Source organism: Streptomyces sp. NPDC036764 (assembly GCF_055609385.1).
This window is the reverse complement of record NZ_JBVJPT010000012.1, coordinates 130841-150398: the sequence shown is the minus strand read 5'-3', so window position 1 is coordinate 150398 and position 19558 is coordinate 130841. Positions and strand designations below refer to the sequence as shown.

Annotated in this window: 12 protein-coding genes; 7 read left to right on the top strand and 5 right to left on the bottom strand. The window is 72.1% G+C overall.

Features of this window, described 5'->3' with window-relative positions; all coding sequences use genetic code 11:
• Window positions 1-27: 27 nt before the first annotated feature.
• Both ACZ69Q_RS33485 and ACZ69Q_RS33480 read right to left on the bottom strand, forming a co-directional pair.
• Complete coding sequence (locus ACZ69Q_RS33485; RefSeq protein ID WP_471049251.1) at window positions 28-522, bottom strand: SUKH-3 domain-containing protein; 495 nt, start codon at window positions 520-522, stop codon at window positions 28-30.
• A gap of 185 nt (window positions 523-707) precedes the next feature.
• Window positions 708-1232 carry a YwqJ-related putative deaminase gene (locus ACZ69Q_RS33480; protein WP_471049249.1) on the bottom strand — a complete coding sequence of 175 codons (525 nt, stop codon included), beginning with the start codon at window positions 1230-1232 and terminating at the stop codon, window positions 708-710.
• Between the two features lie 308 nt (window positions 1233-1540).
• Here ACZ69Q_RS33480 and ACZ69Q_RS33475 point away from each other — a divergent pair, with 308 nt between their 5' ends.
• The 3 genes from ACZ69Q_RS33475 to ACZ69Q_RS33465 all read left to right on the top strand — a co-directional run bounded on the left by ACZ69Q_RS33475 (window position 1541) and on the right by ACZ69Q_RS33465 (window position 6988).
• The gene (locus tag ACZ69Q_RS33475) at window positions 1541-2566 is read left to right on the top strand and encodes an SMI1/KNR4 family protein (protein WP_471049247.1); all 1026 of its coding nucleotides are present in this window, start codon (window positions 1541-1543) and stop codon (window positions 2564-2566) included.
• Window positions 2567-2574: 8 nt separating this feature from the next.
• Window positions 2575-5838: an SUKH-4 family immunity protein gene (locus ACZ69Q_RS33470; RefSeq protein ID WP_471049244.1), complete on the top strand. Its 3264-nt coding sequence runs from the start codon at window positions 2575-2577 to the stop codon at window positions 5836-5838.
• Window positions 5839-6100: 262 nt separating this feature from the next.
• Window positions 6101-6988, top strand: coding sequence for a cellulose-binding protein (locus ACZ69Q_RS33465; RefSeq protein WP_471049241.1), 888 nt, complete (start codon window positions 6101-6103; stop codon window positions 6986-6988).
• A 45-nt stretch (window positions 6989-7033) separates the two neighbouring features.
• Here the strand turns inward: ACZ69Q_RS33465 and ACZ69Q_RS33460 are convergent, their stop codons facing one another.
• The 3 genes from ACZ69Q_RS33460 to ACZ69Q_RS33450 all read right to left on the bottom strand — a co-directional run bounded on the left by ACZ69Q_RS33460 (window position 7034) and on the right by ACZ69Q_RS33450 (window position 11836).
• Window positions 7034-8644 carry a sodium/solute symporter gene (locus ACZ69Q_RS33460; RefSeq protein ID WP_471049239.1) on the bottom strand — a complete coding sequence of 537 codons (1611 nt, stop codon included), beginning with the start codon at window positions 8642-8644 and terminating at the stop codon, window positions 7034-7036.
• On the bottom strand, window positions 8641-9162 hold the full coding sequence (locus tag ACZ69Q_RS33455; RefSeq protein ID WP_471049236.1) for a DUF485 domain-containing protein: 522 nt from the start codon (window positions 9160-9162) through the stop codon (window positions 8641-8643). Before ACZ69Q_RS33455 ends, ACZ69Q_RS33460 begins: the two co-directional genes overlap by 4 nt.
• Before the next feature lie 223 nt (window positions 9163-9385).
• Window positions 9386-11836: a hypothetical protein gene (locus ACZ69Q_RS33450; RefSeq protein ID WP_471049233.1), complete on the bottom strand. Its 2451-nt coding sequence runs from the start codon at window positions 11834-11836 to the stop codon at window positions 9386-9388.
• A gap of 213 nt (window positions 11837-12049) precedes the next feature.
• On the opposite strand from ACZ69Q_RS33450, the gene ACZ69Q_RS33445 reads away from it, so the two are divergent.
• The 4 genes from ACZ69Q_RS33445 to ACZ69Q_RS33430 all read left to right on the top strand — a co-directional run bounded on the left by ACZ69Q_RS33445 (window position 12050) and on the right by ACZ69Q_RS33430 (window position 19536).
• Window positions 12050-12988: a TIR domain-containing protein gene (locus ACZ69Q_RS33445; RefSeq protein ID WP_471049230.1), complete on the top strand. Its 939-nt coding sequence runs from the start codon at window positions 12050-12052 to the stop codon at window positions 12986-12988.
• 102 nt (window positions 12989-13090) lie between these two features.
• A complete protein-coding gene (locus tag ACZ69Q_RS33440) occupies window positions 13091-14641 on the top strand; it encodes a VMAP-C domain-containing protein (RefSeq protein WP_471049227.1) in 1551 nt (516 codons plus the stop codon).
• Window positions 14638-15702 carry an AAA family ATPase gene (locus ACZ69Q_RS33435; RefSeq protein ID WP_471049224.1) on the top strand — a complete coding sequence of 355 codons (1065 nt, stop codon included), beginning with the start codon at window positions 14638-14640 and terminating at the stop codon, window positions 15700-15702. Before ACZ69Q_RS33440 ends, ACZ69Q_RS33435 begins: the two co-directional genes overlap by 4 nt.
• 6 nt (window positions 15703-15708) lie before the next feature.
• On the top strand, window positions 15709-19536 hold the full coding sequence (locus ACZ69Q_RS33430) for an SAV_2336 N-terminal domain-related protein (protein WP_471049221.1): 3828 nt from the start codon (window positions 15709-15711) through the stop codon (window positions 19534-19536).
• The last annotated feature ends 22 nt before the right edge of the window (window positions 19537-19558 follow it).

Below are 19558 nucleotides of genomic sequence, written 5' to 3'. Positions count from 1 at the left end.
GTGACCTTTCGCGCCTTCCGCGCCGGGTCAGCCCGCTGTGAGCCGTACCGGTTCTATCCCGGCGACGAGGCCGGAGAGGGCCTGGTCGATGTCGGGGCCGAGGTACCAGTCGCCGGTGTGGTCGAGGGCGTAGACGCGGCCTTCGGAGTCGATCGCGAGGAGGGCCTGGGTGTCGGGTTCGGCGCCGAGGGGGCAGACCTCGGTGTCGAGGGCGCGGCCGAGGTCGCCGAGCGTGCGGGCCATGTGGAGGCCGTGCAGGGGGTCGAAGTGCAGGTGGGCCGGGGCGACCTGGCGGCCGGGGCCGGTGGGCGCGATGTGCAGTCCGCCGAATTCGGCCCAGGCCTCGACCGCGGCGGGGAAGACGGAGTGGCGGTGACCGGCGGGTGAGGCGTGCTCGCGCAGGGTGTCCGCCCAGACTTCGGCCTGTTTGATGTCCCAGCGTCCGGGCTGCCAGCCGGCCGCGCGCAGGGCGGCGTCGACGGGGACGGGGAATCGGGTGGTGGAGGTGCGGTCGGTGTGCATCTGCCCTTCGTTCGTCGAGTACGCCGGTGTCGCGGCGGCGTCCGGCCGCCCGGCGGAGTGCGGTCGTACGGGTGGAGTCGGTCGTACGGGTGGACTGCGGTCGTGCGGAGGTCCGGTGGACTGGTCGTGCGGTTGTGCCGGTGGGTGTGGGTGTGAGCGTGGTGTGTCGGTCGTCTGGCGCTGGATCAGCCGTCGGCCGCTGCCGGGTCGACGATACGGACGCCGAAGTGGGCGCTCAGCGCGGTGCAGGCGCGGCAGGGGGAGGCGAAGCTGCCGTGCAGGGGGTCGCCGTCCTCGCGGATGCGGCGGGCGGTGAGCTTGGCCTGCTTGAGGGTTTTGCGGGCTTCGCCGTTGGTCATGGGTTTGCGGGCCGCGCGTTTGCTGCGGGTGGCGTCGGCGGCGGCGATGTGGCGCGAGATGAGGATGGTCTCGGCACAACGGCCGGTGAAGCGGTCGCGTTCCGAGCTGGTGAGGGTGTCGAGGAAGTCCTGCACGAGGTGGTGCAGCTCGGGGGGCTGGTCGCCGCGGGCGGCGGTGCCGGTGAGCGTGGCGCCGCGGACGGAAAGGGCGGCGGCGACGGTGGGGAGTATGCCGTCGCGGCGGTGGTGGAGGGCGGGCGCGTGCACGGTTTCGGTGGCGCTCCAGCCGATACGGGGGTCGCCGGACCTCGCGGCGTGCGGCCCTGTCTGCGTCGCATTCATGATCATCATCCCCTCCTGAGCATCCCCCGGGCATGCTCTCGGACGTCACAGAGTGCCAAATGCCGTGGCGGGTGCGGAAGCTGGGGCGACGCGACACGCCCGGGTTTGGGCGGGCTGTCACGGCGGGGTGACGGCTGGTCACGGAAGCGGAGGGGGTCGTGACCGGCGCCGGTGACCGTGGTCGTCGTACCGCATAGGCTGTCGGCACCGCTTTCCATGCGGTGACGCGTGGACGCAGACGAGACAGTCGATACGTGCCGTTGTGACCGAGAGTGGTCGTGGTGGCGCGCATCAGAACGCCGCAGGGGGCAACCGCCATGACGACAGGTCGGCTCGGGCTGGGGGCACCTCCCGGCCGCCAGGCTGGGGGACAAGCCGCGCCGCCGAACGCGGCCTACGCCGGGCAGGTCGTGCATTTCCCGGATCCGGTAAGGGCGTCGCGTCACCCGAGAGGGGTACGGGTGGACGAGCGTGGTTACCCCGACTTCTCGCCGTACGCGCGTGCGGCGGCGGAGATCGCGGAGCCGCCGGAGGGGTTCGGCGTCGACGAGCTGCGGCTGACGGACTACGTGTCGGCGAACGCGGCGCTGGCGGCCACGGGGCACGAGTTGTGGGACACGGTGCCCGCGGTGGCGACGCCGCACGGCTGGACGTGGCATCACGCGGTGGGCACACGTCGGCTGGAGTTGGTTCCGGTCGAGGTCAAGGCGCTGTTGCGGCATCACGGGGGCATAGCGACCTCGGGCGTGGACCAGAACAAGCGTGGGACGCGCCCGTTGCAGGAGACCCGGCCGGCGCACTTCCGGCTGCCGAAGTCGGGTGTGGCGGTGACGGAGGCGCAGGCGCTGGGCGTTGAGGAGGACCTCGGCTACCGGCTGCCGGGCGCGTACCGCTCGTTTCTGAAGGCGGCTGGCGGGTGTGCCCCCGTCGGGACCGCGCTGGACGCGGAGTTGGGCCTGCTCATCGACCAGCCGCTGTTCACGGTGCGGGACGAGGCCGCGGTCAACGACCTGGTCTACGTCAACAAGTGCCTGCGCGACCACCTGACCAAGGACTACCTGGGCGTCGGGTTCGTGCAGGGCGGGCTGCTGGCCGTGAAGGTCAAGGGTGAGCGGATCGGTTCGGTGTGGTTCTGCGCCTTCGACGACGCTCGGGACGTGGATCCCTCGTGGCCGCCGGCGGAGCGGGTGGAACGTCTGCTGATGCCGTGCGGTGAGGACTTCGACGCGTTTCTGTCCCGGCTGGCCGGTTCTCCGCCGGAGTTGGAGACGGTGGCGAATCTGATGGTGGACGGTGGGTTCGCGCGTGCGGTGCCCGTCGCGGCCGCGGCTGTGGGGGAGTGAGCTTCGCGATGGTGACGTTCGCACAGGCGCAGGAGCGCGCCGAGGAGTGGATCAACGGGGACGTCCCGTCGTACCAGCATCGCGAGGTGCGGGTGCGGGAGTTCGAGCGCGGGTTCGTGGTGTGGGCCGAGGACCGTGCCGACGGGCCGCGTTCGGACGGGGGTGCGCAGCGGCTGGTGATCGCCCGGGACAGCGGGGAGGCCACGTTGTGGCCCGCGCTGCCGGTGGGCGAGGTGATCCGCCGCTACGAGGAGGAGTACGGCCGCCCCGACGCGGTCGCCGAGCCTGCGCCGGCGGCTCCGGCCCGGGTGGACCTGAACCAGACGTCGTTCCTGCTGACTCCGCCGGAGTGGTTGCAGGAGGCGGCGGACAGGATGACGTCGGGCGGCCGGGGCGGGGCGTTGGCCGCGAGTGGCGGTGGCAGTGCGGGTGGTGCCGGTGGCAATGCGGATGGTGCCGGTGGTGCCGGTGGTCCCGGTCGCGGCGGTGCAGTGTCCGACGGTGATGCGTCCGCCGGTGGTGCGGCCGGTGCCGGTCGTGCCGGTGGTGCGTCCGTCGGTGGTGCGGCCGGTGCCGGGGGGCTTGCCGAGACGTGGGGCGGGCCCCCGGCGGGGGCCGGTCCGGGCTCGGACGCTGTGCCCGACGGGGCGACTCCCTGGGCCGGGACGGACACCAACGCCGATCCCGGTGAGGACCGTTCCGTGCCGTTGCCGGAGACGGTGTTCGCGCCGCCGCTGAGCGGTGACGACACTGCGCAGCCGGACGCCCAGACGGCGTTGATGTCGGGTGGCAGCCAGCTTCCGCCCACGGCGGTCTCGCAGGCGCTCGGCGATGCGAACGTGCCGGGCGGCACGCCTCCTGCACAGGGTGCGACTCCTCCGCCTCCGCATGGTGCGCCCTCGTACGGCTATCCGCAGGGTGCGGGCGGGCCGGGTACGCCTCCTCCGCCTTCGTACGGTTACCCGCAGGGTCCGGGTGGACCGGCCAACACGCCTCCGCCCGCGCCGGGTGCGACCCCGCCTCCTCCGTCGGGTGCGACTCCTCCGCCTCCGCCTGGTGCACCGTCGTACGGCTACCCGCAGGGCGCCGGGGGGCCGGGTACGCCGCCTCCGCCGGGTGCGCCCGCCGGTGCCGCGGGTGTGCCGCACGCTCCGGGTGCTCCCGGGGTGCCGGGGCAGCCGCCCGTGCCGAACGCCGCGGACATCGCCGATGCCGCCACGAGCAAGGCTGCGCCTCCGAGGGCGCGGGGTGGAGCGACGCCGCCTCCGCCTCCGGGCGCGCCGGGGATGCCGGGTGTGCCGTCGGGCGGTACGCCGGCTCCGGGTGCTCCGGGTGCTCCGGGTGCTCCGGGTGCTCCGGGTGCTCCGGGTGCTCCGGGTGCTCCGGGTGCCCCGGGTTCGTCAGGTGGCGGTTACGTGCCTACGCAGCTTGTGTCGTCGCTCGGGCCCGACGGGCCGAGCGGCGTCGCCGGTCCCGGGGCTCCGCAGGGTCCCGGTGCGCCGAACCCGCCCGGTCCTCCGAACCCGCCTGGCGCGCCGAACCCGCCTGGCCTCCCGCAGCCGCCCGGTGCCCCGGGTGCGCCCGGTATGCCCGGCGCGCCGCAGCCTCCGGGCGCCCCCAACCCGCCCGGCACGCCTGGCGGTACGCCCCCCGGCGGGGTGCACCATGCCGCCACGGTGCTCGCCGACCCGAGCCGGATGGGCGGTGCGCCGCAGCCTCCGGGCGCGCCGGGGGCTCCGCAGGGTCCCGGGGCTCCCAACCCGCCCGGCCCTCCGAACCCGCCCGGCATCCCCAACGCCCCGGGTACTCCCGGTGCCCCCGGCATGCCTGGCGCGCCCCAGCCGCCGGGCGCCCCGGGCGTCCCTGGTGCGCCTGGCGCCGCCGGCCCCGGTGCTCCCCAGCCGCCTGGCGCCGTTCACCACGCGGAGACCGTGCTGGCCGGACCGGCGGTCGGTGGCCCCGGCGCGCCGCAGCCTCCGGGCGCTCCCGGCATGCCGCCGGGTGCACCTGGCATGCCGCCGCCGGGACCGGGAATGCCGCCTCCCGGTGCTCCCGGTGCTCCCGGTGCTCCCGGTGCTCCCGGTGCTCCCGGTGCCCTGGGCATGCCCGGTGCCGGGCAGCCGCCCATGCCGCCGGGTGCGGTCGCGCCGCCGCCCGGTCAGCCCGGCCCCGGACAACCGCCCGGCCCCGGACAGCCGCCCGCCCCCGGACAGCCGCTCGGCCCCGGACAGCCACCCGCACCCGGTCAACCCGGTCCGGGCCGGCCGTCGTACGGGTATCCGCCGCAGGCCGTCGGTCAGCCGACCGTCGGCCCCGGCTACCAGGCCGTCCTCCGCTACCGCGCGCAGGACGGCTCGGAGCAGCAACTGATCCGGCGTTCGGCGCCGGGTACGCCGCACCCCGAGTGGCAGATCTTTCACGAGCTGCGGGGCATGAACGTGCCGCCGGACCAGGTCCTCGAGCTGCACACCGAGTTGGAGTCGTGCGAGCTGCCGGGTGCGTACTGCGCGCGGATGATCCGGGAGCAGTGGCCGCAGGCTCGCATCGCGTCCATCGCGCCGTACGGCACCGATCACGCGAGCCGGCAGCAGGGCATGCAGCAACTGCTCGCCCATCAGGGCGAGTTGCACGAGGTGGCCGACGGTCCCGCCCGGCCGGCGCCGGTGCGTGCCCCGCTGCCGCAGGTGCAGGCGGCGCCGCCGATCCCGCCGGAGGGCGTGGCACAGGAGCTGGCGGGGGCGTTCGGGCCGGGGCTCTTCCGGTTCGAGCAGGCCGCCGTGTCCCGGCAGGGCGTGCCGCCGGTCGTGGCGCACAGCCTGGTCGTCGGCGGTCTGCCGATGGACATGGGCCCGTTCTTCTGGGCGCAGGCCCAGCCCGGGCGGCCCGTTCCGACGCTGGCGGAGCTGGCGCAGGAGCGCGGGGTGCAGCCGGCGTCGGACGCCGGGTCGTACCTCGTCATGGGCAGCGACTTCGGCAAGGCCATCTGTGTGCAGTACGGGACGGCGAACATCGTCGCCGTGCCGGTGGAGGCGGGTCCGGGTGGTGCGCCCGTACCGCCGCAGTTCGTGAACACGGGCCTGCCCGAGTTCCAGCGCTGCCTGGCGCTGCTCGGCCGCATGTGGCGTCTTCGCTTCGGCCTGAACCAGGAGCAGGCGGGCCGCTGGACCGTCGACTTCCAGGCGCAGCTCGCCGCCCTCGACCCGGCGGCGCTCGGCTCGCCGGAGAGCTGGTGGTCGGTGCTGCTGGAGCAGATGTGGGACGGCTTGCTGTGACGCCGCCCGACTGTTTGTGATGACCTCGCTCGGCCGCCGGCGACGGCGGCCGAGCGAGGCGGTGAAAGGGCCGGACCCCGGTGATACGACCGGGGCCGGCCCTTTCGCATGCCCGCGGCGCGCCCCCTCGGCATCCACCCGGCACCCGCCTCGCGCCCACCCCGTGCCCGGAGTGTCGCGTTATGAGCGTTTACGCCCGATACATCAAGATGTGCGCTAAATCATCATTTTTGCAGTCGCTCGGCGGAGAGGGGTTCTCAGGATGAGCAGCGCACCGGTCTCGCTCCACGACTTCGTGGTCGTAAAGGGGCGTGGCTACCGTCCCGATCAGGTCGACGCCTATGTCGACGCCCTCTTCCGGGACCGGGACGCCGCCTGGGAACGGGCCGCCCGGCTCACCGTGCTGGCCAAGGAGATGGAGGCGGAGGCGGAGAAGCTGCGGGAGGAGGTGGCGCAGCTCGGCCCGCAGACGTACGAGGCGCTCGGGGACCAGGCGCGGCGGCTCTTCGAGCTGGTGCAGAAGGAGGCCGAGACCGTGCGCGAGGGCGCGCGGCAGGAGGCGGAGAGCCTGGTGGGCAAGGCGAAGGCGTGGGCGAGCGGGCTGCGGGACGCGGCCCAGGCGCACGCCGACGCCCTGAACGCGGAGGCCGACGCGTACGCCGAGGAGCGCACGCTCGCGGCGCGCGCCGAGGCGGACGAGATCCGGGTCGCCGCCCGGCGCATGGTGCGCGAGGAGCGCGGGCTGGAACTCCTCGCGCTGCGCGAGCTGCGGCACCGCACCACCCGCATGCTCACCGAGCAGTCCAAGGACCACGAAGAGCGCTGGACCGCGCTCAAGCAGGAGACCGAGGCGAAACTGGCCGCCCAGAAGGCGGCGGAGGAGGAACGGGCGACACGGGCGGAGGCGGCGATGGCCGAGGCGAAGCAGGTCTTCGCCGACGCTGACGCCTCCGCCCGCAAGGCGCAGGAAGAGGCGCAGGCCCGCGCGACGGAACTCGTCACGCAGGCCCGGCAGCAGGCGGAGGAGATCGCGCGGGAGACCGAACAGGTGCTGCGCGAACACGGCGAGATGTGGGACGACGTGCGCACCCACATCGGCCAGATGCGCAACAGCCTGACGGCCCTCACGGGCCAGGCCGCCCAGGAGTGACCCGGGCGGCCCCCGAGGCCCACGTGACCTCGGCCGGTTCCCGGCTCAGTTCCCCCTGCGCACCGCCCCCGCCAGGATCCCGCCCTCCACGGCCTCGTACTGCCGCCGCTGCTCGTCGGCCTCCCGCTGCCCCGACCTGACCGTGCCGAGCCAGCCGAAGAGGAACCCGGCCGGTACGGACACCAGCCCGGGTGTCGTGAACGGGAACCAGTTGAAGTCGGCTTCGGGGAAGGCCGAGACCGGTGACCCGGAGACCAGGTTGGTCCACGGCATCAGCGCCAGGACGACCCCCGTGCCGCCGATCAGGGTCCACATCAGGCCGGTACGGGTGTACCGGCGCCAGAACAGGCTGTAGATGAGGGCCGGGGCGATGGCCGAGGCGCCCAGGGTGAAGGACAGCGTCACCAGCGGTTGCAGGCTGCGGTGCTGGACCATCGTCGCCAGCACGATCGCCGGGAGGCCGACCCCCAGCGCCGCGAGCCGCGCCAGCGCCATCTCCCGGTGCCCGGAAAGTTCCCGCATCCGGGTGGCGAACAGGTCATGGGCGAGGGAGTTCGCGCAGGCGAGGATCATGCCGGCGACCGAGGCGAGCACGGTGAGGAAGATGGCCGTGGTGACCGCCGTGAAGAGCAGGCTCTCCGCGGTCGAGACCTCGGCGCCGAACACCGCCCTGGAGCCCAGCAGATAGGCCGTGTTGCCCTGCGGGTCCGCCCCGGCGATCACCTGCCGCCCGATCAGTGCCGTCGCGCCGAAGCCCACGATCGTGATCACCAGCACGAACAGTGCCACGCTCGACACCGCCCAGGACATGGACCTGCGCACCTGACGCGCGCTGCCGGCGGTGTACATGCGCATGGTGATGTGCGGCAGAACCGCACCGCCGAGGACGATGGCGAGCTGGGAGCTGATCATGTCGAGGCGGGGGTACGGGCTGCCCGCGAACTGGAGCCCCGACTGAAGGAACGCCGGGCCGACCCCGCTCTGCTCGGCCGCCGCGTTGAACAGCGCGCCCGGATCCCAGTCGAACCGCCGCAGCACCAGTACGGCGACGAGGGTGCCCGACCCGAGCAGCATCACCATCTTCAGGATCTGGATGAGCGCCGTGCCCTTCATCCCGCCGATGGCCGCGTAACTGATCATCAGCACGCCGAGCCCGATGACGCACCCGGTCTTCAGGGAGTCACTGGAGAACCCGAGGATGAACGCCAGCAACTGCCCGGTCCCCGCGAGCTGCACCAGCATGAGTGGCAGCAGCGCGGCCAGCGTCACCCCGCACGCCGCCATCCGCACCCCCCGCCCCGGCATACGGCGGGCCAGCGCGTCGCCCATCGTGAACCGGCCCGCGTTGCGCAGGGGTTCGGCCAGCAGGAACATCAGCAGCATCAGCGACAGGGCCGTGCTCAGCGCCAGCACGATCCCGTCGTAGCCGCACAGCGCGACCACACCGGTGGTGCCGAGCACGGTCGCCGCGCTGATGTAGTCGCCGCCGATCGCCAAGCCGTTGCGCATGGGGGACAGCGAGCCGTAGCCCGTGTAGAACTCGTCGAGGTCGTCCCGGTCCGGGCCGGTCATCACGCACAGCAGCAGCGTGATGGTGACCACGACGCAGAACGCCACCAGCGACATCGCCTGCGCGTTTCCGCTGAAATCCGTCATCGTCCGGCCCTCCGCTCCGCCTCGCGCTTGGCGTCCACCGCGGCCTCCTTGCGGATACGGTCCGCGATCGGGTCGACATAGCGCCGGGCGGTGTGTTCGTACAGGGCTGTCGCCAGCCAGGTGACGGGAAGTTGCAGCAGCGCGAGCAGCAGGCCCGCGGGCAGCCCGTCGGTGACCGTGACCGTCATGAAGCCGGGCGCGAAGGCGGACAGGATCAGGAACAGCGTGAAGTACCCGAGCGCGGTCAGCGTCGCCACGCGCCGCTGCCAGCGGTAGGCGCCGCGCAGGATCCGCAGGTCGCTGTGGTGCCCGAGAGGCGGCTGGTCGGGGGTCAGGTGCCGCGGGGGTGCCGGTGGTTCCGGCGGGAAGGGCTGTTGCCAGGGGTAGGTGGCGTACGACGGGGGCGGGGACGTCGCGGGGCGAGGTGGCTGGAACCTGTCGTACGGATCGTGCGGTTCGCGTGAGTTGTACGGGTCGTACCGGTTGTACGGGTTGTTCGGGTCGTACGGGGAGGACATCCCTGTGCTCCTTGCGTGGCTCGGGTCCGGCGGCGGACCGCAGGGAGGTGGGGGGCGGGCGAGCCACGCAGGTTACTGCGGGGTACCAGGTGAGCGCGAGGGTTTCTGCAAACTGAGTGGTCGGTATGCGCTTGCTATGCCGAACCGTGTCTGACCTGGGGTGTTACCCCCGTTAACTCAGACTTTTAAATCGCCTTTACCGCGACTGAGGGCGACCACGGCACTACTTCAGGTGTACCAGCGCCACACTGCCCGGCACGTTTCCCGCCGCACTGCCGGATCCCTCGCCCCCACTGTCGAGGCGCGCACCGAAGGTCAGCCGGTGGTCGATCCTCCGGCGCACCGACCGCCCCGCCTCGATCACGAACTCCACCCCGACCCGCCCTCCGGCAGGCACCCACACACGCGTGCCGCCCACACCCGCGGGCCGCACCGACCACCCCGCCCCCATCGGCTGCGCCACGACGGTCACGTACTGCCCCCGGCCGCCGAAGTTGTAGACGTCGAGGCTCATCCGCGTCCGACGGCCCAGGCGGTAGCCGTACGGCGGCGGCGCGTCGCCGTCGTCCTTGCCGGGCGCGGCGTTGCGGGCGGCGTAGCGCTGGCTGAGGACGATGTGCTCCGCGGCGGAGAGGGAGCTGGGGCGGGGCGAACGTCGCAACACCCGTGCCTCCCCGCCCGTCCCGGCCGAAGCGGCGTGCGGGGCGACCGAGACGACATAGACGGGATCCGGAGAGGCGACGACGGCCGAGCCCGCCCCTTCGATCCGGCGGCCCATGGTGTCGTACGCCACCCCCGGCACGGACACGCGCGTGTGCCGTGCCGCCCACAGGACGCTCACCCGCCGCCCGCACCCGTCGTCGAAGCGGAACCCGCGCACACCGGCGGGCAGTTGGGGCACCGGCCCGACGAAGTGCGCCTCACCGAGCAGCGAGGTCAGCGCGGCGAAAGCGCTGTACGCGGGCAGGGGGCCGAAGTCCCGGTCGAGCAGTCCGAACCAGACGCCGTCGTCGTGCAGCGGCGGACCGGCGAACCAGAACTGCCGGGCGTTCCCCGCCGCCAGCCCCTCCACCATCGAACGCACGAGGTAGCGGGCCTGCACCCGCTCCTGCGCCGGAGTGAGGTCGCGGGCCGTCGTCAGGAACGCCCCGCACTCCGTCATCCACAGGGGCACGTCACCGGCCCCCTGCCGCCGGGCGAGCGCGTGCTGCTCCTCCGCGGCGCCGGGGAAATCGGGGTCGTCCTGATCCGCCGGGTCCGGATACCCGTGGAAGGCCCACACATCGGCGTACCGGACGACGTCGTTCGCGAGCATCAGGTCCTGGAAGGGGCCGGTTTGGGCGATCCCCGGCAGGACGACGAGCGTCGGCTCGGCGCGGGCCTCCTCGCAGCCGTCCTTGATGCCGAGCGCGGCCGCCTTCACGAACGCGGCGTGGGCGTCACCCGTACTGCGGGTGGTGTCGACGTCGGGTTCGTTGGAGAGCTGGAGTGCCTCGGGGGCGGCCAGGGCGAGACGCCGGGCGTAGCGGTAGGCGTGGCGCAGGTCCGCCGCCAGGGGCAGCGAGGCATCGGTCATCGCCCACTCGGGCGCGGGGGAGATCACGTCCAGGACGGCGAGACCGTGGGCACGCAGCGTGCGGGTGATCCTGTCGTGGTGTGCGGTGTCGTACGCACCGGGCGCGGCCTCGGCGGCCGGCCAGGACTGCCCGTCACGGACCCACCCCGCCCCCATGTCCCGCAGGGCGGCGGCGAATTCGCCCAGCCGGGAGAGCGGTACGAGGGAGGACGCCCAGACGTTGACGCCGAAGCGGTTTCCCACCGCGCCGGTGGCGGCGTGACGGACGGGAAGACGGGCGAACGTGCTGGTCACGCCGTCGTCGGCGCGGATGCGGTAGTGGCCGGGCGGGAGGTCGGCCGGGAGCGCGAGCGTGGTGGTCCTGCGGCCTGCGGGGATGGCCGTACGGCCGGCGGCGACCCGTTGGCCGTCGTAGTCGGTGACGGCGTAGTGAACGGGATGCGGGCGCGTGGCACGGGCATTGAGGGTCAGGCGCAGGCGAGCGGGCTCGCCGACGCGGTGACGGGGAACGGAGGCCGCACGCAGAGCGGGGCCGCCGGGCAGGGCGCGCAGGATGAGGTGATCCAGCGACAGGGCGTACACGATGCTGTTGTCAAGGATCGTCGGTTCGACGACTCGTAAGCTCAACGCGTTGTCTCCCTCGCGAAGTTCCACCTCCCCGAGATCCAGCACGGACAGATCTCCCCAGGCGGCCGGCGACCCGTACCAGTGCGGCTGTGAGCGGGCGATCTCGCGGAACGGGCCGCCGTTGACCGAGAGCCGGAGGTAGGAGCCGACCGCTTCTGTATGCGGGGTCTCCACGGGGGCGATGGCGACGGCGGTCAGCGCGTATACCCGCGTCTGCGGTACACGTACGCGGTACGTGGCGTACCAGCCCGTGTCCGGCGGGGGTTGCTCGGCCGTCAGTAGAGCGAGGTAGCGGCCGCCGGAGGCACGGCGGTCCCTGGCCACGGGGATGTTCGTGCGGGTGGGGGACTCGCCGGGGATCGTGATCGTGGCGGGGCCGGCGGCGCGTGCGGAAGCCGAGCCGACGCCCACCGCGGCGGTCGCTGCCGCGCCGAGTCCTGCCGCCATTGCGGTACGCCTGTTGAGGTCCATGACTCCAGAAGACGCGGACGCCGGCGGTTCGGGCGTCAGCCGGGAGGGCGGTTCGTCCCGGAGGGTGTTGCGGGGGACGAGCCCTAGGGGGTGCGAGGGTGTGGGCTCCGGCGGGCGCGGCCGAAGAATGACGCGGTGTCAAAGGCACTTCTCCCGAGCCACAGTTGAGCCATGATGTATCAGTCGACGTGAAGTCGCAGGCAAGGGGGGCACATGGGGGAGGCGGCGACGTCGCCGGAGCGGGTCTTCATCTCCTACGCGCATGACGACACGGAGCACACGGACCGAGTCCGGGACTTCCACCACTTCCTGCGGCGGTGCGGGATCCACGCAGACCTGGATCTGCCCGCAGGCGAGCGCCGCCGGGACTGGGCGCTGTGGATGCTGCGCGGCATCCGGGACAGTCGGCATGTGATCGCCATCGCCTCGCCGGAGTACAAGCGGCGTGCGGAGGGCGATGCGGCGCCCGGCGAGGGCATGGGGGTGCAGTGGGAGGCCATGCTGCTGCGCAACCTGGTGTACGAGGATCACGCCGCCGCACTGGACAAGATCATCCCCGTCGTCCTGCCCGGAGGCTCCCCGGAACATCTGCCCCTGTGGCTGGGCGGCAGCCCCAACAGCCTTTACACCGTGGAGGGATTCACTGTCGACGGCGCGGAGAAGCTGCTGCGACTCCTGACCGGCCAGCCCTACGAGACCGAGCCGCCGCTCGGGCCGAGGGTGGTGCTTCCGACGCGCGCCTCCGCCGAGGCCGGTACGCCGTTGGTACTGGGCCCCCCGGTGACCGAGCCGGCACCGGTGCCGTCCTTGGAGCCGCCGCCCCCGACCTTCGTGATGCCTCAGTCGACGGACCTGGTCGACGCGCTCATGGCCTGCCAGAAACTGCGCCGGCTGAACTACCGCTTCGAACTCCTGGACATGATGAGCGACTCCTTGGGCGGGCCGGACTACGTCTTCGACGTGCCCGAGTCGGCGGAAGCGCGGACGCATCTGCGTGCGCTGGACGGCCGTATCAGGCGAACGACGCTGATGGCCGACGCGGTACTGAAGGTGATGTACGTGGCTCTGAAGGAGATCGCGCCGGACGACGTCGGCACCAAGCGGGTGCGGGACCTGCTCGTGAGCAGCGGACTGGTGCTCGGGGGGTCGTGAGTGTTCCACCGCCTGCGTCGAAGGCTCTCCGCCGGTCGGACGGCCCCCCGTGATCACCGTGGCCCGGACTGCACCCCGGATCCCGTCCGGCAAGGGCAGTCCGTGCGGGACCCGGAACAACTCCTCACCGGGATCCTGGCCGGCATCCCTCGGCTCCGGCGGCTCGAAGGCCGCCACGACCTGCTCCAGCGAACCGATGCCGCGCTCCGGGACGCCGCCCCCGAGTCCAACATCGCCCGTGACCATCTGCACGCCATCGTGCAGGCCGCCCGGCGAACCGGCACGCTGAAGTCGCTGAGGGCCGCCCTGGCCTACGTGGAAAAGGACGACATCGCCACCCTGTGGTTCGACCTGGCGGTCCTGGTCGTGGCCGGCCCGGAAGGCCCCTTGCCCGAACCCTTCATGCTCGACCTCATCGGCGAACTGCACTCCAGGGACGGGGACTTCGGGAGGACGGCGGTCCATCGATACCTGACCGAGCGCCGCACCGAAGGCCGCCCACTGCATGTCACACGCCTTCCGCAGGTGCTGTTCGAGCTCCACGACACACGCGTCAACCCCACCGAGCCGGCGGCTCCTCGCATCCAACTCCTGCGGTTCCTCGCCCTGTTGGCCGAGGAGCCCGAGGCGAGCCCGGAACTCACCGCGTTGATCGCCTCGGTCCAGGCCCCTGGCGCGGACGGCGCCGGAACGCCGCCCGCCGACGTCGAACGCCAGGTCATCATCCAGATACGGGTCGAGGAGGAAGACGCCCCGAGCGACCTGCCGTACACCCAGCGCCGCTACTCCTTGCGTGGCTACCACTACGAGCGCATCGGCGACGCCCAGCCGGTCTTCCGCGGTACGCGGCCCGGGCCCGGGATCTTCACCGGCGGCAGGCTGGAGGAGTGCGGCCGTGCATTCCTGGCGGACTGGCGGGAACCTGCGGAGGCGGGTCGAGGCGTGAGCAAGCGCGTGGAGTTCCTGCTGCCGCACTCGCTGCTCGACCATCCCGCCGAGGCGTGGCCGGGCGGTTCGGCCGGCGTCCCGCTCAGCCGAAGCTGCCAGGTCGTCGTGCGGTCCCTGACCCGCTACAAGGACAGCACGGTCCATGACGAGTGGATTCGCCGCTGGCAGGCGCTGGAGACAACGGACCGCGACGGGACGCCGGGAGACGTGCTGGAGCACATCGGCTGGATGGGCCCGGACAGCGTGGAGCGGGCCGGTGCCCGGACCGCCCCGGCGAAACCGTGGAACTGCCCCGTCAGCAGATATCCGTCCCTGCGGTTGTCCGAACCCGCCGATGTCGCGGACTGGCTGTTCGAACACGCCGACCTGTCCTGCCTGGGCCTGGGAATCCCGTACGACCACGACGACGAACTCATCCGGGAAGCCGTGCGGGGTGCGCTGCTGGAGGACGGCATCCCGGTCATGGTCTGGCGCCGCGACGACGGCGACCCGGGTTCGCTCCTGGAGGTCCTGCGCGACGGCCGCCCGCCCGGTCGGCTGGCGGACCTGCCGCACAGCGTGCACGAGGCCCGTAAGCGCGGGCGGCGCGACCCGCACAGCGTGCACAACCAGATCACCCTGTTGTGGGACGACCCGACATGCGTCTTCAGCGGCCAGGACCAGCAGATGACCGGCACCCGCGGGGCCGGCGAAGGAGCAGCATGACGAAGAAGCCGGACTGGTGGGTCTACGAGGGAACCGGTACCCCGCACAACGCCATCGACGACCTGCCCGGGGCACCGCCCTGGCGGGCTTTCGGACACGGCGGCAAGAAGCCGGAACGGCTGCTCGACACCCCGCAGGCCCCCGAAGACGACGCGGTCCTGCGCCACCTCGGCCGCAGGAGCCAGGGCGTCGCGTACCAAGCCGGTGAGCGCGAGATCCACCTCGTCAACCTCGCCCTGCACCTGCGTCGCCCCCTGCTGCTCACCGGAAAACCGGGCACCGGAAAGTCCACGCTCGCGTACGCCGTGGCGCACGAGCTGAACCTCGGTCCGGTGCTGCGCTGGGGCATCACGAGCCGGTCCACCCTCAAGGACGGGCTGTACGAGTACGACGCCGTGGGCCGCCTCTACGACGCGGGCCTGCGCAACGCGGGCACCTTGCCGAGCGGCCAGGGCGAGGGGACCAGGCCGCCGGACATCGGCAAGTACATGTGGCTCGGCCCGCTGGGCACGGCGTTGCTGCCCTGGAAGCGCCCCCGGGTACTGCTGATCGACGAGATCGACAAGAGCGACATGGACTTCCCCAACGACCTCCTGAACGTCTTCGAGGAGGGCGAGTTCCTCATCCCCGAACTGGCTCGGCTGGGGGCGGAGCCCCAGACGGTGACGACCGCCGACCGTCAGGAGGTACAGGTTCACGGAGGTGAGGTGGCGTGCACACAGTTCCCGTTCGTCGTGCTGACCAGCAACGAGGAACGGGAGTTCCCGATGGCGTTCCTGCGCCGCTGCATCCGGCTGGAGATCGGTGCGGCAGACCAGGAACGGCTGACCGGCATGGTCGCGGCGCACCTGGGCGAGCCGGGCACCGACGGCAACAGCGCCTCCGCCGAGGTACGGGCGGAAATCATCATCCAGTTCCTGGCCAGGCAGCGGGAGAAGGGCACACTCGCCAACGACCAGCTCCTCAACGCGCTGCTGATGGCCGACCGGGGGCTGTGGAACGACGAGGTGGGCCGCGCCCTGCTGGGTGAGGATCTGCTGCGGCCGTTGGATCGGGGCTGAGCGGGCGTGACGTCGTCGTTCGAGCCGCCGTTCCGGCGATGGACCCACGAGTCCCGCTCGCCTGCGCAGCAGCCCGAGCCGGACGGTGCGCCGGACGCGCCCGAAAGTGAGGAACCCCTCCCCGACGGCATCCTGCGCCACGAACTCGCCCGCCTCCTGGAAGCGGGCGACGCCCCGGACGCCAACGACGCCCTCGACGCGCTGTGGATCGCCAGACTCAGCGGACTCGACCCGGTCGACTGGGCACTGCTCGGCAACGGCACGGACCCCACGGCGCTCCCGCCGGCCATGGACCCGTCCCCGCCGGAACCCCAGAACGACGAGCCTGCTCCCGACGCCGAGCCCGCCCCCGCGCCGGCCCGACTCCACCTCCCCGGGAGCGCCGACGGCACCGCTCCGCCCCGCCCCGGTGCTGCGCAAGCCATCCGTGTCGCTCAGCCCCAGGCCCTTCCCGACGCCCTCACCCTGACCCGCGCCCTGCGCCCCCTGCGCCAATCGGTGCCCTCGCCCAGTGCCCGCGTCCTGGACGTGGAGGCCACGGCGGCGGCTTCGGGCGACACCGGGTTGATGCTGCCCATCATGCGGCCCGCCGCCGAACTGCGCTTCTCGGTGGACCTGTTGATCGACACCGGCACGACGATGACCGTGTGGCACCGCCTGGCCGATGAGCTGCGGACCCTGCTCGCCCGCCACGGCGCCTTCGCCGACGTCCGTGCGTGGGCGCTGGGCACCGACGGAGTCGAACCGACGCTGACCCCGTTCCGCAGAGGCGCGCTGGCCACGACACCGACACGACGCTGGCGGCAGGCCCTGGCAGATCCCGCCGGTCGGCGCATGGTCCTGGTGCTGACCGACGGGGCCGGCCCGTCCTGGTACGGCACGGAGCTGCCGAAGACGCTGGCCGACTGGTCCGTACGCCGCCCGGTCGTCGCACTCCAGGTGCTGCCCAGCCGGCTGTGGCACCGTACGGCGCTGCGTACGGCCCCCGTCCGGGCACGTGGCACGGAGTCCGGCCGTGCCACGATCGAGATGCGCTCCTCGGGACCGCTGCCGGGTATCGCCCGTGGACGGGCCGGGGCCGAGGACCGGGCGCGGATCCGCTGGCTACCGGTGCTGGAGGTCTCCGGCGACTGGCTGGCCCCGTGGGCGCGGCTCGTGTCCGGCCGTACGACGGACTGGGTGCCGTTACAGGCCGCCGCGCTGACGGTTGTGGACCGGGTGAGCCCGGCTGACGCCGGGGACGAACCGACGACTGCTGCGGCCTGGATCGAGCGCTTCGAGGAGGGCTACTCGCCGGAGGCGTTCCGGCTGCTTCGGCTGCTGGCCGCGGCGCCGCTGAGCCTGCCGGTGATGAGGCTGGTCCAGCGCACCATGCTTCCGGCGTCGACGCCGATGCATCTGGCCGAGATCTTCCTCTCCGGGCTCCTTGTGCGCCGATCGCCGGCCCGGCCCGGCGCTGATCCGGACGCCGCGCTCTACGACTTCCGGGAGGGCGTGCGGGACGCGCTGCTCGAACGGCTCAGCCGTACGGAGTCGTTGAGGGTTCTCGAGCAGGTCATCGAGGGTGTCAGCGAGCGGGTGGCGGCAACGTTCGGCGGGATCAACGACTTCGGGGCGCTGCTGGCCACGGTGGGGGCCGGGGGCGGGCTGGACGGACGCGAAGTGCCGGAGGGCAGCCAGGCGTTCGCGGAGGTCGCGTGGGCGGTGATCGCCGGGCTGGGCGGGGACCACGCGGAGGTGGTGGCGAAGCTGACGCGGGGCCGGGTCGAGGCGCCCGCGTCGGCTGCTGTGGCCGAGCCGCAGCCTGAGCCTGACGAGCGGAAGGGCGAGAGCCAGGAGCGGCGACCGAGGCTGCTCTCCTGGCTGCGGCGAACGCTGACGCGGGATCTGGAAGAAGGTGGCGAGGAGCAGGGGCACGAGGTCGCGGTCGGCGGCGGCGTCGCTGTCTCGGTGCCGAACCGGATACCGGAGCGGCCGCCGTTTTACACCCGCGGAGCTGAGGCTACGGACGTCTTGGCGGTGCTGCTCAGAGGCAGTCCGAAGTCCAACACGCGCTATCCGGTCCTGCCCTGGACGACGTGCGTGATCCAGGGAGCCGCGGGTGTGGGCAAAAGCGCGTTGGCGGCGGACTGCGCGGCGATACTGGCCGAGGAATTCACCATGGTCCGGTGGATCCGTGCCCAGAGCCGGGAGAGCCTCCTGGCGGACCTCACCGACTTCGCCGAGGAACTCGGGTTCTTGCATGGGTCCCCTGATGGCAGGTTCCCGACCGCCCTGCTGACTGCACTCGCTCACTATCTGATGCGAAATCCCGGCTGGCTGCTGATCTACGACGGCGTCACGCCCGAGACCTTCGCTGCCGACCCCGGAGACCCGGAGAGTGCGTCGAGCCTGTGCCTGCCGCCGCCGGGGTACGGCAGCCTGCTCGCGACCCTCGCCGACGGAGCGCGGTGGCCGTTGCCGCACGAAAGCGTCACCTTGACCGACCTGAGCCGAGGGTCGGCCGTGGATTACCTTGCGGCGGCGCTCGACGCGCATCGCGGGGAGCTGTGGCACGACGAGGCCGAGCTGGGCCGTCTCGTCGAGGTCACAGGCACGAATCCGCGGGTGCTGGCTGAGGTCGTGTCGATGTTCGGGATGGGGCCGTGGGCGGTCGGTGACCCGATTCAGGGGATGCTGGTGAGCCGACCGGAGATGGCGCGGTTCGTTCAGTCGCTCGTCTGGATCACTGACGAAGGAAACAACTTTGTCGGTACCGGTGTCGCGGTACGGCCTGACACGGTTCTGACCGCTGCGTTCCCCCCGGGGAGAGAGGCGCGCGGCCATGTTCACCGGCAGAACCGCTCGCCCCTTCGCGTGCGCGGCTCGATGGTGAGCAGCGACAACCCGAGACTGCGCTGGCTGAAGGTCGACGCAGGCAGTCTTCCGGCGGTCATCGTCGCCCGCACGGCGGATCCCGCGGTGACCGCGGCATGGTGGGAGCAGCCCGAGGGCGGCTCGTCGACGACGCCGCGCCTGATGATGGGCCACGGCCAGTCCGGGACGTTCACACCTCCTGCGGGTGCCGCGCTGATCGACGCGGACGGACGCTTGCGCGCCCTCGTCGCGTCAGCCGCCGAGATCACTACGACGATCGAGATCACGTCGGGGCTCGTTGAGAACACTGCGTGGGAGATCTACGAGCGAGCAATCGAAGTCCGCGAGCGCAAACTGAAGCCGGCTCCCGCCGACATGCCGTCGCAGGGGCCGCTGTTCTTCCTGAGCAGCGCCCGTTTTCCAGCAGTTCCGAGTGATCGGCGAGACACAGACAGCCCGGAACGCCGCCTTTTCACGATGCTGGTCGATGACATCGCGGCTGTGACGGACTGGGACGAGAACATCGGTGTCTTCGGCCAGAACATTCCCGTGGGCGCGTCCTGGCAGTCTCACACGTTGCACGCGTTGGCCAACACCTGGGTCTTCGTGCCGGTTTACACACGCAGGTACTTCATCAACCAGTGGAGCCGCAGGGAGTGGGACGTCATCCAATGGCGCCGCCAATTGTCGTCCCCCCGCGAGCACCCGAAAATCGTGCCGGTGCTCTGGACGCCGGTCGACGCGATGGAACTGCCTCCGGAGGCGCGCGAGATCGCATTCACCGGCAAGGATCTGGGCAGTGAGTACGCCAAACTGGGGTTGTACGGCCTACAGGCGTCCGGCAAGCACACGGCGTACCGGCGTGCGGTCTGGGGGATCGCGCAGATGATCGCGGATGCGGCGATCTCATACCACCCCAGCCCTGACCCCGGCCTGGTCGACGAACTGCGCAGAGTCTTCGAGAACGGGGAGCCCTGACGAAGGCCGGCGGCGATGCGGT